Origin of the sequence: Pseudomonas sp. MF6776 (genome assembly GCF_016613125.1) — a bacterium.
GTDB lineage: Bacteria > Pseudomonadota > Gammaproteobacteria > Pseudomonadales > Pseudomonadaceae > Aquipseudomonas > Aquipseudomonas iridis.
In genome coordinates this window covers 59865-80685 of sequence record NZ_JAENSQ010000011.1, presented here as the reverse complement: position 1 = coordinate 80685, position 20821 = coordinate 59865, and the positions used below count along the sequence as shown (strand labels likewise).

Below are 20821 nucleotides of genomic sequence, written 5' to 3'. Positions count from 1 at the left end.
TCTATGCGCAGCATGAATAAACGGAATGATATCTCGCGTAAAGGTCGTTTGTTGCCTCGCCGTACTGACGCTACAACTAAAGGCCTGCCCGGTCGTGAAAAACCGACCGCACACATTCAGTTTTTTGCTTGAGGAGTGACCCATGGTTGCCGCATTGCTTGATCGTCTTGGTGTGAACCCGGCCCTTTATCAGAACGGCAAAGTGCCGGTGCATTCGCCGATCGACGGCAGCCGCATTGCCGCCGTCAACTGGGAAGGCCCGGCCGAAGTCGAGCAGCACATCAGTCGCGCAGATCATGCGTTCGAAGCCTGGCGCAAGGTGCCGGCCCCGCGCCGCGGCGAACTGGTGCGCCAATTCGGCGAAGTGTTGCGCGAGTACAAAGCCGATCTCGGCGAACTGGTCTCGTGGGAGGCGGGCAAGATCACTCAGGAAGGCTTGGGTGAAGTGCAGGAGATGATCGACATCTGCGACTTCGCCGTCGGTCTGTCCCGCCAACTGTACGGCTTGACCATCGCCTCCGAGCGTCCGGGCCACCACATGCGTGAAACCTGGCATCCATTGGGCGTGGTCGGCGTCATCAGCGCCTTTAACTTCCCGGTTGCCGTGTGGGCGTGGAACACCACGCTGGCGCTGGTCTGCGGCAACCCGGTGGTGTGGAAACCCTCGGAGAAAACCCCGCTGACGGCGCTGGCCTGTCAGGCGCTGTTTGACCGCGTGGTGAAGAATTTCAGCGATGCTCCGGCGAGTCTCTGCCAAGTGATCATCGGTGGCCGTGACGCCGGTGAGGCGCTGGTCGATGACCCGCGAGTGGCGCTGATCAGTGCAACCGGCAGCACCCGCATGGGCCGCGAAGTGGCGCCGAAAGTCGCCGCGCGTTTCGCGCGCAGCATTCTCGAACTGGGCGGCAACAACGCGATGATCCTCGGCCCGAGCGCCGACCTCGACATGGCCGTGCGCGCAATCCTGTTCAGCGCGGTCGGCACTGCTGGCCAGCGTTGCACCACGTTGCGTCGCTTGATTGCCCACGAGTCGGTGAAGGAAGAAATCGTCACTCGCCTCAAGGCTGCGTACGCGAAAGTGCGTATCGGCCATCCGCTGGAAGGCAATCTGATCGGCCCGCTGATCGATAAACACAGCTTCGAAAACATGCAGGATGCGCTGGAGCAGGCGTTGAGCGAGGGCGGCCGGGTGTTCGGCGGCAAGCGTCAATTGCAGGATCAATTTCCCAATGCTTACTACGTTTCGCCAGCGATTGTTGAAATGCCGGAGCAGAGCGACGTGGTCTGCAGCGAGACCTTCGCGCCGATCCTGTACGTGGTCGGCTATAGCGATTTCGAGGAAGCGCTGCGCCTGAACAATGCTGTGCCGCAAGGCCTGTCATCGTGCATTTTCACCACGGATGTGCGCGAGGCCGAACGGTTCATGTCGGCGGTCGGCAGCGACTGTGGCATCGCCAACGTCAATATCGGCCCGAGCGGCGCGGAAATCGGCGGCGCGTTTGGTGGCGAGAAGGAGACCGGTGGCGGTCGTGAGTCGGGCTCCGATGCCTGGCGCGGGTACATGCGCCGCCAGACCAACACCGTGAACTATTCGCTGGAGTTGCCGCTGGCGCAGGGCATTACGTTCGACTGATATCAGGGCGGCTCTTTCCCTGTGGGAGCGGGCCTGCTCGCGAAGACCATGAGTCAGTCGACATCAATGTTGGCTGAAACGCCGCTTTCGCGAGCAGGCTCGCTCCCACAGGATCAGCAGTGTGTTTGGCAGGTTTCTGTTGGAGTCTGGCAATGCCGTTACGCGAAGAATGTCTGTGGGAAAAGCTCACGCCACTGAGGCCCGATAACACGGCGCTCAAGGGTGAAGTCAAGGTTGATGTCTGCGTGATCGGCGCCGGGTTCACCGGGTTGTCGGCGGCACTGCATCTGTTGGAAAAAGGCAAAACCGTCTGCGTGCTGGAAGCTCATCGTGCCGGTCACGGCGGCTCCGGGCGCAATGTCGGGCTGGTCAACGCCGGCATGTGGATCCCGCCGGACGAGATCGAAGCCGGTTTCGGCGAGGCGGTCGGCAGCCAGCTCAACAGCATGCTCGGGGCAGCGCCTTCACTGGTGTTCAGCCTTGTGGATAAGTACAAAATCGATTGCCAGCTACGCCGCGAAGGCACGTTGCACATGGCGCACAACGCCAAGGGCGAGGCGGATCTGCGCAGTCGTGAGCAGCAATGGAAACGCCGCGGCGCACCGGTCGAATTGCTGACCGGCAAGGCCTGTGAGCAAGCCACCGGTACCCAGAAAATCGCCGCTGCCCTGCTTGATCGTCGCGCCGGCACGCTCAATCCGATGGCCTATGTCACCGGGCTGGCGAATGCCGTGATGAGCCTCGGTGGGCAGATGTTTGATCATTCTCCGGTCACTCGACTTGAGCGCGTGGGGCAACAATGGTCAGTGCAGACCGAGCACGGTTCGGTGCTGGCCGAGCAAGTGGTGATCGCCTCCAACGCCTACACCGAAGGCGACTGGACCGAACTCAAGCGCAACTTCTTCCCCGGTTACTACTATCAGGTCGCCTCGGTGCCACTGACCGAAGATGCCGCGCAGGACATTCTGCCGGGCGGTCAGGGGTCGTGGGACACGCGGCAAGTGTTGAGCAGCATTCGCCGCGACAAAGAAGGGCGGTTATTGCTCGGCAGTCTCGGCAACGGCAATCAGAAACCGGCCTGGTTTCTCAAGGCCTGGGCCGATCGGGTGCAACAGCATTATTTCCCCAATCTGAAACCTGTCGAATGGGAATGCACCTGGACAGGGCGTATTGCGTTCACGCCCGATCACTTGATGCGCCTGTTCGAACCGGCGCCCGGTCTGGTTGCCGTCACCGGTTATAACGGCCGTGGCGTGACGACCGGCACCGTGGTGGGCAAGGCCTTCGCCGATTACCTGTGTAATGGCAATCCTCAGGCCCTGCCAATTCCCTTTGCACCGATGCAGCCGCTGGCAGGCGTGGGGTTGCGCAGTTGTCTCTACGAGGCCGGGTTTTCGCTGTATCACGCGGGCCAGTGCCTGCGCATCGTCATCTGATTGTTGAAATATGTTGCGTGGAGCGGCGCTTTTTCGCTTAGCGACTAGCCTGTAATGGTGCGGGTTGTAGCAGTCCCGCACCAGCAGTGTGCAGTTCGGTGACGCGGGCTGTTACAGGCTGGTTGCACGTCGATTGGTGCCGCGGTTGCAATGATGGCGCGAGCGGGTTGCGCCTGAAGAAATAAATGGTTTCACCTTCCGCGGTTTAGACGGTTGCACGCCCAATGAAAATGGGAACGAAACAGTCGAAATAACAAGAAAGCAGCGACTTTTTGAAGAATAAAAAACCGATGGCACGGCCCTTGCTCTGAGCATCAGGAGAAGTGAAGTCGCAGTGCCAACTAAAAAAAACCTTGGAGCACCACCTCATGTCCCAGACGTTTTACAAGAAAGGCTTTCTGGCCCTCGCAGTAGCTACTGCGTTGGGTGTTTCTGCGTTTGCTCAAGCTGATGTGAAAATCGGTGTAGCGGGACCAATGACTGGCGCCAACGCGGCATTTGGCGAGCAGTACATGAAGGGGGCACAGGCAGCGGCTGATGCGGTCAACGCAGCAGGCGGCGTCAACGGGGAGAAAATCGTACTGGTCAAAGGCGATGACGCCTGCGAACCGAAGCAGGCCGTGACGGTCGCCAAGGACCTCACCAACCAGAAAGTTGCCGGCGTGGTCGGTCACTTCTGCTCCTCTTCGACCATTCCAGCGTCGGAAATCTATGACGAAGCGGGCATCATCGCGATCACCCCGGGTTCCACCAACCCGCAAGTGACCGAGCGCGGCCTGAGCGCCATGTTCCGTATGTGCGGCCGTGACGACCAGCAAGGTATCGTTGCCGGCGATTACATCGTCGACGTGCTCAAGGGCAAGAAAGTCGTCGTGCTGCACGACAAGGACACCTACGGTCAGGGCCTGGCCGATGCCACCAAGGCCCAACTGGTCAAGCGCGGCGTGACCCCGGTGCTGTACGAAGGCCTGACCCGTGGTGAAAAAGACTTCAGCACCATCGTCACCAAAATCCGCGGCGCTGGCGCCGACGTTGTCTACTTCGGTGGTCTGCACCCGGAAGCCGGCCCACTGGTTCGTCAACTGCGTGAGCAAGGCCTCAAAGACGTCAAGTTCATGTCCGATGACGGCATCGTTACCGACGAACTGGTGACCACCGCTGGCGGCCCGCAATTCGTCGATGGCGTGCTGATGACCTTCGGCGCCGACCCACGCATGCTGCCGGACAGCAAGGCTGTGGTAGATGCCTTCCGCAAGGCTGGTACCGAGCCTGAAGGCTACACCCTGTACGCCTACGCTTCGGTCCAGACCCTGGCCGCCGCTTTCAACGGCGCCAAGTCCAACAAGGGCGAAGAAGCTGCTGCCTGGCTGAAGAAAAACCCGGTGAAAACCGTCATGGGCGAGAAAGCCTGGGACTCCAAAGGCGACCTGAAAGTCTCCGACTACGTGGTTTACCAGTGGGATAAGGACGGCAAATACCACCAGCTGGAAAAACAGAAGTAAGGGCTGACGTGATTGCCTGAACCCCACCAATCCAATGTGGGAGCGAGCCTGCTCGCGAAGACGGAATGACTGCCAACACATGTGTTGAATGATCGACCGCATTCGCGAGCAGGCTCGCTCCCACAGGAACGGTGTGGGACGGGCGGATCGTGGCTGACATTGCTCCGACGTAATTCTGTATTTTTCCTAGAAGGACCGCACATCAACGATGTGCAGGTTCTCACTGCGTGAGATTGCGTTATGGATGGTATTTTCCTGCAGCAACTGGTCAACGGCCTGACCCTCGGGTCGGTCTATGGCCTGATCGCCATCGGCTACACAATGGTCTACGGCATCATCGGCATGATCAACTTCGCCCACGGCGAGGTTTACATGATTTCTGCTTACCTGGCGGCAATCAGTCTGGCTCTGCTGGCGTACTTCGGTATCGAATCTTTCCCTCTGCTGATGCTCGGCACCCTGATCTTCACCATCGTTGTCACGGCGGTGTATGGCTGGGTCATCGAGCGTGTTGCCTACAAACCCCTGCGTAACTCCACACGGCTGGCGCCGCTGATCAGCGCCATCGGTATTTCGCTGATCCTGCAAAACTATGCACAGATCGCCCAAGGCGCCAAACAACAGGGCGTTCCGACGCTGCTGACCGGTGCATGGCGGGTTGAAGTCGGTACCGGCTTCGTACAACTGACCTACACCAAAGTCTTCATTCTGGTGGCCGCGTTCGTCGGCATGGGGCTGCTGACCTACATCATCAAGTACACCAAGCTCGGCCGCATGTGCCGCGCCACCCAGCAAGACCGCAAGATGGCCTCGATCCTGGGGATCAACACCGATCGGGTGATTTCCTACGTGTTCATCATCGGTGCCGCCATGGCTGCACTCGCTGGTGTGCTGATCACCATGAACTACGGCACCTTCGACTTCTACGCCGGCTTCATCATCGGCATCAAGGCGTTCACCGCAGCGGTACTCGGCGGGATCGGCTCGCTGCCCGGCGCCATGTTGGGCGGGATCATCCTCGGCATCTCCGAGTCGCTGTTCTCCGGCTTGGTCAACTCCGACTACAAAGACGTGTTCAGCTTCTCGCTGCTCGTACTTGTTCTGGTCTTCCGGCCGCAGGGCCTGTTGGGCCGTCCTCTTGTGTCGAAGGTGTAAGCGATGTCTTCAACCACTAAAAAATCCATTGATGTCAAAAAAAGCCTGGTTGAGGCGATTCTGGCCGGTCTGATTGCCTTGATTGTTTTCGGGCCAATTGTCGGTGTCGTACTCGACGGTTACAGCTTCAACCTTGAAATGACCCGCGTGGCCTGGATCATTGCCATCGTCATGGCCGGCCGCTTTGCCCTCAGCCTGTTTCTGCAAACGCCCAAGGGCCTGAAAATTCTCGACGGATTCGAGAGCGCCGGGTCGGGTGTGCATGTATTGCCCGCCGATCATAAATCAAGCCTACGCTGGATTATCCCGCTGGTGGTTCTGCTGGCAGTGGCCGTGCCGTTCTTCTCCAACTCGTACCTGCTTGGCGTGGTCATCCTCGGGTTGATCTATGTGCTGTTGGGGCTTGGGCTGAACATTGTGGTTGGCCTGGCCGGCTTGCTCGACCTTGGTTACGTGGCGTTCTACGCCATCGGTGCCTACGGTCTGGCGCTCGGTTATCAATATCTGGGGCTGGGTTTCTGGACGGTGCTGCCGCTGGCGGCGATCACCGCGGGGCTTGCCGGCTGCATCCTCGGTTTCCCGGTGCTGCGCCTGCATGGCGACTATCTGGCGATCGTGACCCTGGGCTTCGGTGAGATCATTCGTCTGGTCCTCAACAACTGGCTGTCCCTGACCGGCGGCCCGAACGGCATGGCGGCGCCGCTGCCGACGTTCTTCGGTCTGGAACTCGGCAAGCGCGCGAAGGATGGCGGGGTGCCGTTTCATGAGTTTTTCGGCATCGCTTACAACCCGGACGTGAAGTACTACTTCATCTACGCGGTGCTGTTCCTCGTGGTGCTGGCCGTGCTGTACATCAAGCATCGACTGGTGAAGATGCCGGTCGGTCGCGCTTGGGAAGCCCTGCGTGAAGATGAAATCGCCTGCCGCTCGATGGGCCTCAACCACGTACTGGTCAAGCTCTCGGCCTTCACCATCGGCGCGTCGACGGCGGGTCTGGCGGGTGTGTTCTTCGCGACTTATCAGGGCTTCGTCAACCCGACCTCGTTTACGTTCTTCGAATCGGCCCTGATCCTCGCCATCGTCGTGCTCGGCGGCATGGGCTCGACCATCGGTGTGGTGATTGCAGCGTTTGTGCTGACCGTCGCCCCGGAACTGCTGCGCGGGTTTGCTGAGTATCGCGTGCTGCTGTTCGGCATTCTGATGGTGTTGATGATGATCTGGCGACCACGCGGGTTGATTCGCATCAGCCGTACCGGGGTCAAACCACGCAAAGGTGCCATTCACTACGAGAGGACTGCGCCATGAGTGAAGTCGTACTCTCTGTTGAAAAACTGATGATGCATTTCGGTGGCATCAAGGCGTTGAGCGATGTCAGCCTGAAGGTCAAACGCAACTCGATCTTCGCCCTGATCGGCCCCAACGGTGCCGGCAAGACCACGGTGTTCAACTGCCTGACCGGTTTCTACAAGGCGTCCGGTGGCAAGATCGAACTCAACGTGCGCGGGCAGCAGACCAACGTCATTCAGCTATTGGGTGAGTCGTTCAAACCGACCGACTTCGTTTCGCCGAAAAGCTTTCTCAGCCGGATGTACTACAAGATGTTCGGCGGCACCCATCTGGTGAACCGCGCAGGCCTGGCTCGTACCTTCCAGAACATTCGTCTGTTCAAGGAAATGTCCGTGCTGGAAAACCTGCTGGTGGCCCAGCACATGTGGGTCAACCGCAACATGCTCGCCGGCATCCTTAACACCAAGGGCTATCGCAAAGCCGAAAGCGACGCGCTGGATTGTGCGTTCTACTGGCTGGAAGTGGTCGATCTGGTCGACTGCGCCAACCGTCTCGCCGGTGAGCTTTCGTACGGCCAGCAACGCCGTCTGGAGATCGCCCGGGCCATGTGCACGCGGCCGCAGATCATCTGCCTCGACGAACCGGCCGCCGGCCTCAACCCTCAGGAAACCGAAGCGCTGAGCGCAATGATCCGGCTGCTGCGCGACGAGCATGATCTGACCGTGGTGCTGATCGAACACGACATGGGCATGGTAATGAGCATTTCCGACCACATCGTGGTGCTGGACCACGGCATCGTTATCGCTGAAGGCGGACCTGAAGCTATCCGTAACGACCCGAAAGTGATTGCCGCCTACCTGGGCGCCGACGAAGAGGAGCTGGTATGAGCCAACCGATCCTCGAACTGAAGAACCTGGACGTGTTCTACGGCCCGATCCAGGCACTCAAAGGCGTTTCGCTGCAGATCAATGAAGGGGAAACCGTCAGCCTGATCGGCTCCAATGGAGCGGGTAAATCAACATTGCTGATGTCGATCTTCGGCCAGCCCCGGGCGGCGAACGGGCAGATCATTTATCAAGGCGTCGACATTACCCAAAAGTCATCGCACTACATCGCGTCCAACGGCATTGCGCAGTCGCCGGAAGGACGGCGGGTGTTCCCTGACATGACCGTCGAGGAAAACCTGTTGATGGGCACCATCCCGATTGGTGACAAGTATGCCAAAGAGGATATGCAGCGCATGTTCGAGCTGTTCCCACGGCTTGAAGAGCGGCGCACGCAGCGGGCGATGACCATGTCCGGCGGTGAACAGCAGATGCTCGCCATTGCTCGCGCATTGATGAGCCGACCGAAGTTGTTGCTACTCGATGAACCGAGCCTGGGTCTGGCACCGATTGTTGTGAAGCAGATCTTCGCGACCCTGCGGGAACTGGCCAAAACCGGCATGACGATTTTCCTCGTCGAGCAGAACGCCAACCATGCGTTGAAGCTGTCGGATCGGGCGTACGTGATGGTCAACGGCGAGATTCGCCTGACGGGCACCGGTAAGGAGTTGCTGGTGAACGAGGAGGTGCGTAACGCCTATCTGGGCGGGCACTGAGTTACATCGTTATGCACAAGCCCCGACGCGCGAGCCTCGGGGCTTTTTTATCCTTCAAATTCAACACAACCCCCTGTGGGAGCGAGCCTGCTCGCGAATGCGGTGTATCAGTCACCTGATTATCTGCATGTGCCATCGACTTCGCGAGCAGGCTCGCTCCCACGGGTGAATTGTGTAATTTCCAGAATTGTGGAAAACAAATTCCGCTACCTGCCAAAGCGCGACATATAGACGCTGCAAATGGCTGTTTTTCCACAGTTTTGACTTGTCCCCGTTTGCTGTGGAGCTGGCTGTGAATAACGTGGGAGTAGCTGGCTGAATCCCTTTAAAACCGTGGCTTTCAGGCGTGTGGTTGTTTTTTGATCAGGTGTTTTTGCTGGAGTGGCAGACGTCTTTGTCAACCTTTTTGTGGGGGCTGCATCGCCGCACTTTTGATGGGTGCAAGCCTGTGGATAAGTCTGTGATTAAACTCTGGAAAGACCCCGCTAAGGGCCGTAATTACTGGCCTCGCGCAATCACTGCTCCAACCGACCTGTCGTGCAAAATGCCATGTCCCGCACAGGTAGCGCTCCATGGTCAAGCAAAAAACTTTCCATTTCGCCCGCAAAGCCTTGTGTGGCGCGGCTTTGCGCGCTTCCACTTGCCCCCGGAAACTGTGGAAGGGACTGTGGATAACATGCGTGCACATGGCTACAGGCCACGCTGGCTATGGCGTCGGAACGATTGTTTGTTTTTTATACAGTGAGCGGGTGTTGCCCGTGCTTGCGCGGCCGGGCATGCTGCCTGCTGATTTTCTATTCCAATGGCTGCCCTCGCGGTCGAAGCAAGGAGAACACGATGTCCAACACCCTGTTTATCACCGGCGCGACGTCCGGTTTTGGTGAAGCTTGCGCCCGTCGTTTTGCCGAGGCTGGCTGGAAACTGGTGCTAACCGGTCGTCGTGAAGAACGCCTCAACGCTCTGTGCGCTGAGTTGTCCAGGCAGACTGAAGTGCATGGCCTGGTGCTTGATGTGCGCGATCGCAAGGCGATGGAGGAGGCGATTGCCAACCTGCCGCCATCGTTCGCCAAACTGCGTGGCCTTATCAACAACGCGGGCCTGGCGTTGGGCGTGGACCCTGCGCCGAAATGCGATCTGGATGATTGGGACACCATGGTCGACACCAACGTCAAAGGCCTGATGTACGCCACTCGCTTGCTGTTGCCGCGCCTGATCGCCCATGGTCGTGGCGCTGGCATCGTCAACCTCGGCTCCATCGCCGGCAACTATCCGTACCCTGGCAGCCATATCTACGGCGCGACCAAAGCGTTTGTTAAGCAGTTTTCGCTGAACCTGCGCTGCGACTTGCAGGGCACCGGCGTGCGCGTCAGCAACATTGAGCCGGGGCTGTGCGAGAGCGAATTCTCGCTGGTGCGTTTTGCCGGTGATCAGGAACGGTACAACGCCACCTACGCCGGGGCCGAGCCGATCCAGCCGCAAGACATCGCCGAGACGATTTTCTGGGTGATGAATGCGCCGGCGCATATCAACATCAATAGCCTGGAATTGATGCCGGTGAGCCAGACCTGGGCCGGGTTTGCCATCGAGCGGAACAAGGCTTAAGAGCGCATAACGGCTATCGCTGGCTAGCCAGCTCTCACAGGTAACAAGTCGACTACAAGGTTTGTGTACACCGACGATCCTGTGGGAACTGGGTTGCCAGCGATGGGCCAAAACAGGCAATAAATCCCGATAAGGTAGACTCCTCTCCCAGCAACCCCACCGCACCCCGCGGTTTTCAAGGTTTTTAGAGGAGGCTACGTGAGTAACCGAGGTGAGCAGTCGCTGCTCAAACAATCGACCATCCTGATGTTTGCAGTGTCGATTGCCGGGATCGTCACCGGTTTTGTTTCAGGTTCGCAATCCATCCTGTTCGATGGTTTTTTCTCGCTGATCGCAACCTTCATCAAAGTACTGATGCTGATCACTGCCAAGCTGATCGCCAAGGAAAGCAATCACCGTTTCCAGTTCGGCTTCTGGCATCTGGAGCCCATGGTGCTGCTGATTGAAGGCAGTTTCCTGCTGTTGATTGCCATCTACGCGTTTCTCAACGGTGTGTTCGGCATCATCGACGGTGGCCGGGACATTGAGTTGGGGCTGGTGATCATCTATGCCGCCGTGTTTACCGTGGTCGAGTTCGCGTACTTCTTCTACGTGCGTCGGCGCAATCGCAAGCTCAAATCCAGCCTGATCCAGTTCGACAACATCAGTTGGCTGGTGGACGCGATGCTTTCTGTGGGCCTGTTGATCAGTTTTCTCACGGCGCTGCTGCTCAAGTCCCAGGGCTATGGCGAATGGGCGGTTTACGTCGATCCGCTGATCCTGATCGTACTGGCCCTGACCATGCTGACACCGGCCTTCAAGATCCTCGGCCCGGCATTACGCGATGTGCTTGGCATTGCACCGGACACGCTGAATGACCACGTGCGCCAGGTGATGGACGCGGCGAAGGCCGAGCATGGTTTCGACGATTATGTGTCTTACGTGCAGAAGCACGGACGGGCGCGGTTTATCGAGATTCATGTGGTGTTGCCGGCGGATTACCGGCTGGAGAACGTCGGGCAACTGGATGCCCTGCGTGAAGAGATTTCCGCGAAGCTGGGCAAACCGGATGCGGCGCGATGGTTGACCATCAGCTTCACGGGCGACAAGAAGTGGATCGCCTAGACACCGTATAACGGCCATCGCGAGCAGGCTCACTCTTAAAGAGGAATTCATTCCAACTATAGGAATGAGCCTGCTCGCGATAACGGTAGATCAATCAAAGAAGATATTCAGCCAGGCCGCGGTAGCACGTCGCCAGGTGATACGGGGTGGTCGAGGGCATGTCCTTGCGGCTGACTTCGCCCTGCTCATCGCGGCACTCATGCCAGCCACCGGCATGCAGAAAGCGCTGTTGCAATGCCTGCAATTGATGCAGCACCACGGCTTCGCTGTCGGGGCGCAAGGTCAGCGCGCGCAGATATTCGGCCTGCGCCCAGATCCGCTGAGTCGAATCTTTTGGACGTCCGTCCATTTCCAGATCAAGCATCGCCCGCACCGCACCGCTGGGCTGCTCCACGCCGAATTGCTCGGTGAAGGCAAACGCCTTATCAAGCGCCGAATGCAATTTCGAACCGCGCAGCAACGCTGACGATTGCAGCAGGAAATACCATTCGAACTGGTGCCCTGGCTCGTACCAGTTATCCACAGCGCCCAAAGGTTTTTCCATCAACACGCCATGTTGCGGGTCGATGAAACGCTTGTGCATGGCTGTGCATAACTCAAGTAGCGCCTGTTGCGTAGCGCTGTCCTGGCGCACGTGCAGAGTGGCGAGGAAGGCTTCGGCCAGGTGCATCAACGGGTTTTGCAACGGGCCGGTTTCGAGGGTGAGCCAGTTGCGGTCAAGGCAGGCTTCGTAAAGGCCATCGCCGGTGGCGAAACGCTGACCGATGACTTCCAGCGCGGCGTTCAACGTCGATTCCACCAGCGGCTCGCGGGATTTTTCCCAGTAATGCGCGCAGGCAAACAGGATGAACGCGTGGGTGTAGAGATCCTTGCGCTGATCCAGCGGTTTGCCCTGGGCATCGATGCTGTAGAACCAGCCGCCGTGCTCGGCATCGTGGAAGTGTCGTTGCAGAGAACGGAACAGCGCGGCCGCACGCTCTTCTGCGTTATCCACAACGCCGATCAGGCTGGAAAACAGATACAGCTGCCGTGCACAGGCCATCGCCCGATAACGTTGCGCTGGCAAGGGCTGGTGCGCGGCGTCGAGTGCTTCGTAGGGCAATGCCATCTCGGCATTCCAGCCCGGGCCTTGCCAGAGCGGCACGATCACGTTGACGAAGTGCTGCTGCACCTCGGTGAACAGGGCGGTCAATTCAGGCAGGGATTTGGAGCGGGAAGCATGGGGCATTGGCGGACGTCGTCACGGCTGGGGCGATTGCGCGACATGGTAGCAGAGCGGCAGCCTTTAGAGGCTCGGAGTCTGATCGGTCGTCATCGCTGGCAAGCCAGCTCCCACAGGGATCTTCGGTGTTCACATGATTGTGGCTACACCAAATGAGCTGTGGGAGCTGGCTTGCCAGCGATGAGGCCGGTACAGGCGACAGAGATCAGCCAGCCAGCAACCAGACCCCGGTCGCCGCCGAAGCCGCACCTGCCAAGCGCACCAGTGGCGCCGCAGCCTGCGGCAACACGCGGACCACGCCATAACCGGCCGCATGCAGGGCCGCAGTCGCAGCTACAAAACCTGCCGCGTACGCCCAAGGGCTGCTCATCTCCGGCAACTCAAGGCCATGCGCGACACCATGGAACAACGCAAACAGCGCCGTCGCCGCTACCGCCATTACCAGCGGCGGACGCACCGCCAGCGCCACGGCCAGGCCCAGCGCCAGCACCGATGCGGCGATCCCGCTTTCCAGCGCCGGCAGTTCCAGCCCTTCAAAACCGAGCATGCCGCCGATCAGCATGGTGCCGACAAAAGTGCAAGGCAGCGCCCAGCGCGCCGCGCCTTTTTGCTGCGCGGCCCACAAGCCGACGGCGACCATCGCCAACAAGTGGTCGAGGCCGCCAATCGGGTGGCTGATGCCCGCGATCAAGCCGCTGTCGCCGTGACCCGGATGTGCGAAGGCCAGTGCCGGGGTCAGCAGTAGCGCAACGGCGCTGAAAATACGTTTGAGTGTCATGGATAAGCTTCCTTGTTGATAAATGAATCAGGCTGCGGTCAGCAAGCCCTGGCGTTCGATGAAGGCGATGATTGCGTCCAGACCCTGACCGGTTTTCTGGTTGCTGAACACGAACGGCTTGCCGTTGCGCATGCGTCGGGTGTCGCTATCCATCATTTCCAGCGAGGCACCGACCAGCGGCGCCAGGTCGATCTTGTTGATCACCAGCAGGTCAGATTTGCAGATGCCCGGCCCGCCCTTGCGCGGCAACTTGTCGCCGGCCGAGACGTCGATCACGTAGATGGTCAGGTCAGACAGTTCCGGGCTGAACGTCGCCGACAGGTTGTCGCCGCCGGACTCCACCAGAATCAGGTCCAGCCCTGGAAAACGCCGGTTCAACTGATCGACCGCTTCTAGGTTGATCGAGGCGTCTTCGCGGATCGCCGTGTGCGGGCAGCCGCCGGTTTCCACGCCGATGATCCGCTCCGGCGCCAGCGCTTCGTTGCGCACCAGAAAGTCGGCGTCTTCGCGGGTGTAGATGTCGTTGGTGACCACGGCGAGGTTGTAGCGCTCGCGCAAGGCGAGGCACAGGGCCAGGGTCAGCGCGGTTTTACCGGAACCGACCGGGCCGCCGATACCGATACGCAAAGGTTGTGTGTTCATACGGCTTCTCCAAAATAAAAGGCCCAAAATGACGGGCCCTAGGAACGGAACAGACGGCTGTACTGGCGCTCATGGGCCATGCACGTCAGGGACAGGCCGAACGCGGCGCTGCCCATGTGTTCGGGTTTGATGTGGGTCGCGTCTTGCTGCGCCTGTTGCAGCAGCGGCAGCAATTCGCTGGTCAGGCGCTGGGCGGCTTGCTGGCCCAGCGGCAAGGTTTTCATCAGCACGGCGAGCTGGTTTTCCAGCCAGCTCCACAGCCAGGCGGCGAGGGCGTCTTGGGGGCTGATCCCCCAGGCGCGAGCAGCCAGTGCCCAGCCGAGCGCCAGATGCGGTTCGGCGCATTGCTCGAGAAAGCTGCGCGCCGGCGCGTCGAGTTCTGGCAAGCCGTTGAGCAACTGCTGCAGCGAGTAACCCATCTGCCGACTTTCCAGGTGCAACTCGCGAGTCTCGCGGCTGGCACGGTGGGTTTCGCAGATTTGCTGCAGTTCGCCCCAGTTTTCCTCGGCGGCAGCCTGGCAATGGGCAAGCAGCAGCGGTGCTTCGAAACGGGCGAGATTGAGCAGCAACTGATCGCTGATCCAGCGGCGGGCGCTGTCCGGGTTGTTCACGCGGCCGTTATCCACAGCCATTTCCAGGCCTTGCGAATAGCTGTAGCCGCCAATCGGCAATTGCGGACTGGCCAGGCGCAGCAGCGCCCAGGCTGGGTTCATAAACGAACGCCGAACTGGTGCAGTTTTGGCGCGTAGTTGAAATCTTCGTCGCCGTGCCGCGAATGGTGATGGCCGCCGCCGTAGGCACCGTGTTCCGGTTGGAACGGGGCCTCAAGCGCTTCGACCTGCGCACCGAGTTGTTCCAGCATGGCTTTGAGCACGTAGTCGTCGAGCAAGCGCAGCCAGCCATCGCCGACTTGCAGGGCGACGTGGCGATTGCCCAGGTGATACGCGGCGCGGGTCAGTTCGAAGGCATTGGCGCAGGTGACGTGCAGCAGTTGTTCGGCGCGGGCGCAGACACGGACGATGCGACCGTCCTCGGCTTGTAGGCATTCGCCGTCATACAACGGCGGCTGCCCTCGCTCCAAAAACAACCCGACGTCTTCGTTCTCGGCACTGAAACAGCGCAAACGGCTCTTGCTTCGGGCTTCGAAGGTCAGGTGCAACTCGGCGGCCCAGACGGGTTGAGGGTCGATTCTGCGATGAATCACCAACATCGGAAAGCTTCCAGCAGTGGACAATACTCAGGCTAGAGCAAGGGGCTTGCCAATCGGACGATATGTAGGAAATCCCTGTAGGATCGTAGAGGGTGTTGCAGGATGTTGCGGGGATTTGAAGCGTTTTGGTGCATGAAGATTTTTACATGCACCAAATAGAGGCTGTGACGCTGAGCCATTGTGGGAGCGAGCCTGCTCGCGAAGGCAATCTTTCAGTCACCGGAAAGGGTGAATGACAAACCGTTTTCGCGAGCAGGCTCGCTCCCACAGGGGAATTCGGCTACATCACAAAGAGAGGGGGCTATTCAGTACTGCCCAGGCCTTGCCAGTGCTTGAGCCCGATGAAGATGAAGCGCAACTGCTGGGTGATCTTCGCCTGGGGCGTCAAATGCTCGGGCAAGGCGTCGGCTGGCGGGTCAATGATGTCCGGCAGGGTGGCGAACACCGATTTGACGATCAGATCGGCCATCACGCTCAGGCCGTCAGCGTCCAGATGCTGAAGCTTGGGCATCATCGTCAGGTCGGCCGCGAGGTCGGAGCTGATGTTCTCGCGCAGACGGCCAATCGCCTGGCGCACCGGCAGCGAACCACCGTACTGCTCGCGCGCCAGAAACAGGAACTGCGAACGGTTGGCGCTGACCACATCGAGGAAGATCCGCACCGACGCATCGATGATGCCGCCCATGACGAATTCGTTATGGCGCACCAAGCGGATGGTTTCGCGGAAGGTCTGGCCCACTTCGCTGACCAGCACCAGACCGAGTTCGTCCATATCGGCAAAATGCCGATAGAAACCGGTGGGCACGATGCCGGCGGTTTTCGTCACTTCGCGCAGGCTCAGGCTGCCGAATCCTCGGCCGCTTTCCATCAAGTGGCGGGCAGCGTCCATCAGGGCGTTGCGGGTCTGTTGCTTCTGTTCGGCGCGGGGCAGCATCGCAGGTGTGTTCTTTGGCAGGACAAGCGCCGCACTCTAGCAAATCGGCTTTATCGGCGTCGAACGGCAGCGGGGCAGGTAGCGGGGAAATGGCGACTTATTGAGGGCTGCGGCTAAAAAGGCAAAAGCCCAATCCGGGGATTGGGCTTTTTTTCAGGGCCGCCATGGGCTCAGCTCACAGCGCTGTTGCGTTCGATCACACGGTCACCACCACCTTCGGCAAGCGCTTGGCCTTGTGGGGTTTTGTCATAGCCGTCTTCGACCAGACCTTTTTCTTCCAGACGATTACGACCGTTTTCGGCCACAGCCTGGCCTTGTGGGGTGTTGTCGTAGCCGTCTTCAACCAGACCTTTTTCTTCCAGACGATTGCGACCGTTCTCGGCAAGTTGACCTTGTGGCGTTTTGTCATAGCCGTCTTCGGCCAGGGTTTGGCTGAACACCGAGTGGCTGTCTTTGACTTGCGGAGTGGCTTGTTCGGCAGCGGGCAGAGCGAAAGCAGTGCTGGCTAGCATCGAAAGGGTAAGACTCAGTAGTAATTGGCGTTTCATGATGGGTTGCTCCTTGGGAGGGCGATAAAGTGGGTACGAGGGCAATGCTACTCTCGATAAGTCGATATAAAAGTTCATAAACGCAATGGTAATAATCAACAGAATTGATTGTTCAAGCGGGAGGCTCTAGAACGGGCCTTCCAGAGGGGCGCTTTTGCACCGCAGTGGGTATTTTCGACCCACTCGTGCCTCGCAAAAGTGCGGGTGGCGGTAACGCTGCCTGACCGATCGGTCGGATTTGGCGCGGCTTTTTGCGTCTTAATCGGTCTTTCGATTAAACCTGCGGGCCTTTTGCCAGTCACAGATTTCATAGGGGCCGCTTTGGCCCGCCGTTTCAGCCGTACGCCGTGGCTTGGGCGTGCGGTCGTGATCAGGAGTTTTGTGCATGACGCGCACTGGAAAAATCTTCAGCTGGACCTTCTCCATCCTCGTACTGCTATTGGCTGTACTGGTGCTGATCATCGTGTTCTTCGACTGGAACCGGATCAAACCGCCGCTCAATGCCAAAGTCTCGGAAGAATTGCACCGACCGTTTGCCATCAACGGCAACCTTGCGGTGATTTGGCAACGCGAGCCGGATGAAGGCGGCTGGCGCGCCTGGGTGCCTTGGCCGCATGTGGTCGCCGAGGATTTGAGCCTGGGCAACCCGGACTGGTCGAAGCAGCCGCAGATGGTCACGCTCAAGCGCGTCGAGTTGCGTATTTCGCCGTTGGCCTTGCTGGCGCAACGTGTGGTGATCCCGCGCATCGACCTGACCGAACCCAACGCCGAGTTGCAACGCCTGGCTGACGGCCGCGCCAACTGGACGTTCAAGTTCGATCCCAAGGATCCGAATGCCGAGCCGTCGAACTGGGTCGTTGATATCGGCGCCATCAAGTTCGACAAGGGCCACGTCACGCTTGACGATCAGACCTTGAGGACCAACCTTGATGTGTTGATCGATCCACTGGGCAAGCCGATTCCTTACAGCGATATCGTCGGCGACAAAGCGGCGAAAACCACTCAGGACAAGGTTGGCGTGCCGCAGGATTACGCTTTTGCATTAAAGGTGAAAGGTCAGTATCACGGCCAGAATCTCAGTGGTCAGGGCAAAATCGGCGGGCTGCTGGCCTTGCAGGACTCGAGCAAACCGTTCCCGCTGCAGGCCCAGGCGAAAATCGGCGATACCCGCATTGAACTGGCCGGCACCCTGACCGATCCGCTCAATCTCGGCGCCCTCGACCTGCGTCTGAAACTGGCCGGTGACAGCCTCGGTAACCTCTATCCGCTGACCGGAGTGACCCTGCCGGACACGCCTCCGTACGCCACCGATGGTCATCTCATCGCCAAGTTGCACGATGATGCCGGCGCGAAATTCACCTATGAAAAATTCAACGGCAAGATCGGCAGCAGCGACATCCACGGCGACCTGACTTACGTTGCCAGTCAGCCTCGGCCCAAGCTCAGCGGCGCGCTGGTGTCCAACCAACTGCTGTTCGCTGACCTCGGGCCGTTGATCGGTGCCGACTCCAACGACAAGCCAAAAACTGGCAGTGCACAGAGCAAGCAACCGGCGGACAAAGTCCTGCCGGTGGACGAATTCAAGACTGACCGCTGGCGCGCGATGGATGCCGATGTCGAGTTCACTGGCAAGCGTATCGTCCACAGCGAAAAACTGCCGTTCACCGACCTTTATACCCATCTGATACTCAACGACGGCGAACTCAGTCTGGAGCCGCTGCGCTTCGGCGTGGCTGGCGGCAAACTCGATGCGCAAATTCGTCTGAACGGGCGCACCGAGCCGCTGGAAGGCCGGGCCAAGTTGACGGCGCGCGGGTTCAAACTCAAGGAACTGTTCCCGACCTTCGAGCCGATGAAAACCAGCTTCGGCGAGCTCAATGGCGACGCCAATATCAGTGGGCGCGGTAACTCGGTGGCGAAACTGCTGGGCGGCGCTAACGGCAGCTTGAAGATGCTGATCAACGACGGCGCGATCAGTCGCGAACTGATGGAGCTTGCAGGTCTCAACGTCGGCAACTACGTGGTCGGCAAAATCTTTGGCGACAAAGAAGTGAAGATCAACTGCGCGGCGGCGGACTTCGATATCAAGACTGGTTTGGCGTCCACGCGGCTGTTTGTCTTCGATACCGAGAACGCGATCATCTATATCGACGGCACGGCGAACATGGCGACCGAGCAACTGGACCTGACGGTGACGCCGGAATCCAAGGGCTGGCGTTTGATCTCGTTGCGTTCGCCGCTGTATGTACGCGGCAAGTTCATCAAACCCGACGCTGGCGTTAAACCAGTCCCGCTGTTGTTGCGCGGCGCGGGGATGGTGGCGTTGGGAGTGATTGCGGCGCCGGCGGCTGGGCTGCTGGCACTGGTGGCGCCGAGCGGTGGCGAGCCGAATCAGTGTGCGCCGTTGCTGGAGCAGATGAAGGCCGGTAAGGCACCGGTGACCGTAAAACCTACAAAATAGCGAGTGCCCATAAGCGCCCCTTCGCGAGCAGGCTCGCTCCCACATTTAACCGCATCCATCTGAAGGAATGCGGTCAACTGTGGGAGCGAGCCTGCTCGCGAATGAGATTTTGAAGGTTTACAGATCTTTCAGAATGTCGGCCATGTCATCCGCATGCTCTTCTTCCTGCGCGAGGATGTCTTCGAAGATGCGGCGGGTGGTCGGGTCTTTTTCGCCGATGTACTGAATGATTTCGCGATAGCTATCGATCGCGATCCGCTCGGCCACCAGGTCTTCGTAGACCATCTCCTTCAAACTGTTGCCGGCTACATATTGTGCGTGGGACATTTTCGACAGCATGTCCGGATTGAACTCCGGTTCGCCGCCCAATTGCACAATACGCTCGGCCAGTCGGTCAGCGTGTTCGCTTTCCTGCTTGGCGTGTTCGAGAAACTCATCGGCAGCGGTGCTGGCCTTCAGACCGCTGGCCATGAAGTAGTGACGTTTGTAGCGCAAGACGCAGACCAGTTCAGTGGCCAGCGATTCGTTGAGCAAACGCAGCACTTCTTCGCGGTTGGCGCTGTAGCTTTCGGTTACGGCGCCGTTCTCGACGTGTTGGCGCGCACGTTCGCGCAGGGTTTGGACATCAGACAGATGCAGGTCGTCGCTCATTTCAGTCTCCTGGAGGCTAATCCGATTGGCGCCACGCTCTACAGGCGCGATCGCCTACCCAGGTTGTGAGTCATACGCGATGCAAAAAGTTTTATGAGATTTGCGAGGCTTGCCCTGTGTGCGTTGCCAAAGGCTGTGACCTTGGTGCCAGCCCTGACAAAAGTGCCTCTTCCTGCAACCACGCAAAAAACGCCCGCACCGGCGGATGCCGCTCGCGCCCCGGCACACACAGCGCGCTGTAGCCGGCACCGTCGACTTGCACATCGCCTTGAAATGGCACCAGCAAACCACTGGCGATGCTTTCCGAAACCAGAATATTGCTCGCCAGCACCAAGCCTTGCCCGGCGATCGCCGCTTGCAACGCGTAATGCTCTTCATCGTATTCGCGAATCGCTGGATGCTGATTCAGCCAGTTCGCACCGGACTTCGCGCACCACGCTTCCCAGCCATGGGCATACAGCTTCGAGTTGTGCCAGCGCACGCTGATCAGCGTCGGCGTGCGTCGCCCGGCCAACGCGACTTGTTCGGGCGATCCATAGACCCCGAACGATTCATCGAACAGACACAGGCCATACAGGTTCGAGTAGTCGTCGAGGCTGTAACGCAGCACCAGATCGACGCTGGCGTCCTGATGCAGATCGATGACTTCGCAGTGCGTGTCCAGGCGCACATTGATGTTCGGGTGCCTGGCATAAAACCGCCCGAGGCGCGGCACCAGCCACAGCGCGGCAAACGCGGCAGTGGTCGACAGCGTCAGGCTGCTGCCGCTGCGTTGCGGGCGCAGGGTGTCGACGCTTTGCGCCACTTCCAGCAGCGCGCCATGCAGGCTGCGAAACAGCCGCTCGCCGCCCTCTGTGAGGCGCACCTTGCGCGGCAGACGTTCGAACAGGGCAACGCCGAGCCAATCCTCCAGCACCCGAATCTGATGGGAGATCGCCGTGGGCGTTACCGACAATTCTTCGGCTGCAGCCTTGAAGCTCAGCAAGCGTGCAGCGGATTCGAAGGCGCGCAGGGCGGTCAACGGCAAGGAGGCGAACATTGAAACTCCATGGATGA

Annotated in this window: 19 protein-coding genes; 10 read left to right on the top strand and 9 right to left on the bottom strand. The window is 59.3% G+C overall.

What is annotated here, in order from left to right; translation table 11 throughout:
* The first annotated feature begins 142 nt into the window (after nt 1–142).
* From amaB to JJD74_RS14860, 9 genes are all read left to right on the top strand, one after another.
* Nucleotides 143–1633 (top strand): L-piperidine-6-carboxylate dehydrogenase, encoded by a 1491-nt coding sequence (gene amaB, locus JJD74_RS14900; RefSeq protein ID WP_042557412.1) that lies wholly within the window; start codon nt 143–145, stop codon nt 1631–1633.
* A 152-nt stretch (nt 1634–1785) separates the two neighbouring features.
* Nucleotides 1786–3069, top strand: a complete 1284-nt coding sequence (gene amaA / locus JJD74_RS14895; RefSeq protein WP_200615060.1) for an L-pipecolate oxidase — start codon at nt 1786–1788, stop codon at nt 3067–3069.
* A 368-nt stretch (nt 3070–3437) separates the two neighbouring features.
* The gene (locus tag JJD74_RS14890) at nt 3438–4571 is read left to right on the top strand and encodes an ABC transporter substrate-binding protein (protein WP_042557414.1); all 1134 of its coding nucleotides are present in this window, start codon (nt 3438–3440) and stop codon (nt 4569–4571) included.
* A 240-nt stretch (nt 4572–4811) separates the two neighbouring features.
* A complete protein-coding gene (locus JJD74_RS14885; protein WP_042557415.1) occupies nt 4812–5726 on the top strand; it encodes an ABC transporter permease subunit in 915 nt (304 codons plus the stop codon).
* Nucleotides 5727–5729: 3 nt separating this feature from the next.
* Nucleotides 5730–7031: a high-affinity branched-chain amino acid ABC transporter permease LivM gene (gene livM / locus JJD74_RS14880; protein ID WP_115145922.1), complete on the top strand. Its 1302-nt coding sequence runs from the start codon at nt 5730–5732 to the stop codon at nt 7029–7031.
* Nucleotides 7028–7900 (top strand): ABC transporter ATP-binding protein, encoded by an 873-nt coding sequence (locus tag JJD74_RS14875; protein WP_016985385.1) that lies wholly within the window; start codon nt 7028–7030, stop codon nt 7898–7900. The genes livM and JJD74_RS14875 overlap by 4 nt, the downstream gene beginning before the upstream one ends.
* Nucleotides 7897–8613 (top strand): ABC transporter ATP-binding protein, encoded by a 717-nt coding sequence (locus JJD74_RS14870; RefSeq protein WP_042557417.1) that lies wholly within the window; start codon nt 7897–7899, stop codon nt 8611–8613. The genes JJD74_RS14875 and JJD74_RS14870 overlap by 4 nt, the downstream gene beginning before the upstream one ends.
* An 837-nt stretch (nt 8614–9450) precedes the next feature.
* Nucleotides 9451–10215 carry an SDR family oxidoreductase gene (locus tag JJD74_RS14865; protein WP_115145921.1) on the top strand — a complete coding sequence of 255 codons (765 nt, stop codon included), beginning with the start codon at nt 9451–9453 and terminating at the stop codon, nt 10213–10215.
* Between the two features lie 198 nt (nt 10216–10413).
* The gene (locus tag JJD74_RS14860) at nt 10414–11319 is read left to right on the top strand and encodes a cation diffusion facilitator family transporter (RefSeq protein ID WP_042557418.1); all 906 of its coding nucleotides are present in this window, start codon (nt 10414–10416) and stop codon (nt 11317–11319) included.
* Nucleotides 11320–11413: 94 nt separating this feature from the next.
* On the opposite strand, the gene JJD74_RS14855 is transcribed toward JJD74_RS14860, so the two are convergent.
* From JJD74_RS14855 to JJD74_RS14825, 7 genes are all read right to left on the bottom strand, one after another.
* The gene (locus JJD74_RS14855) at nt 11414–12547 is read right to left on the bottom strand and encodes an AGE family epimerase/isomerase (protein ID WP_200615057.1); all 1134 of its coding nucleotides are present in this window, start codon (nt 12545–12547) and stop codon (nt 11414–11416) included.
* Between the two features lie 199 nt (nt 12548–12746).
* A complete protein-coding gene (locus JJD74_RS14850) occupies nt 12747–13319 on the bottom strand; it encodes a HupE/UreJ family protein (protein WP_200615055.1) in 573 nt (190 codons plus the stop codon).
* A gap of 27 nt (nt 13320–13346) precedes the next feature.
* Nucleotides 13347–13961, bottom strand: a complete 615-nt coding sequence (gene ureG / locus JJD74_RS14845; RefSeq protein ID WP_042557421.1) for an urease accessory protein UreG — start codon at nt 13959–13961, stop codon at nt 13347–13349.
* 38 nt (nt 13962–13999) lie between these two features.
* Nucleotides 14000–14674, bottom strand: coding sequence for an urease accessory protein UreF (locus tag JJD74_RS14840; protein WP_115145918.1), 675 nt, complete (start codon nt 14672–14674; stop codon nt 14000–14002).
* Entirely contained in the window at nt 14671–15171 is a 501-nt protein-coding gene (gene ureE / locus JJD74_RS14835) for an urease accessory protein UreE (protein WP_115145917.1), read from the bottom strand. The genes JJD74_RS14840 and ureE overlap by 4 nt, the downstream gene beginning before the upstream one ends.
* A gap of 301 nt (nt 15172–15472) precedes the next feature.
* Nucleotides 15473–16105: a TetR family transcriptional regulator gene (locus JJD74_RS14830; protein WP_042557424.1), complete on the bottom strand. Its 633-nt coding sequence runs from the start codon at nt 16103–16105 to the stop codon at nt 15473–15475.
* Between the two features lie 170 nt (nt 16106–16275).
* On the bottom strand, nt 16276–16653 hold the full coding sequence (locus JJD74_RS14825; RefSeq protein WP_200615052.1) for a hypothetical protein: 378 nt from the start codon (nt 16651–16653) through the stop codon (nt 16276–16278).
* A 385-nt stretch (nt 16654–17038) separates the two neighbouring features.
* Here JJD74_RS14825 and JJD74_RS14820 point away from each other — a divergent pair, with 385 nt between their 5' ends.
* Nucleotides 17039–19114 carry an AsmA family protein gene (locus JJD74_RS14820; protein ID WP_200615050.1) on the top strand — a complete coding sequence of 692 codons (2076 nt, stop codon included), beginning with the start codon at nt 17039–17041 and terminating at the stop codon, nt 19112–19114.
* 117 nt (nt 19115–19231) lie between these two features.
* Here JJD74_RS14820 and JJD74_RS14815 read toward each other — a convergent pair whose 3' ends face one another.
* Together JJD74_RS14815 and JJD74_RS14810 are read right to left on the bottom strand one after the other, a co-directional pair.
* Entirely contained in the window at nt 19232–19765 is a 534-nt protein-coding gene (locus tag JJD74_RS14815; protein WP_042557427.1) for a ferritin-like domain-containing protein, read from the bottom strand.
* A gap of 91 nt (nt 19766–19856) precedes the next feature.
* On the bottom strand, nt 19857–20804 hold the full coding sequence (locus tag JJD74_RS14810) for a LysR substrate-binding domain-containing protein (RefSeq protein WP_042557428.1): 948 nt from the start codon (nt 20802–20804) through the stop codon (nt 19857–19859).
* Nucleotides 20805–20821: the final 17 nt, after the last annotated feature.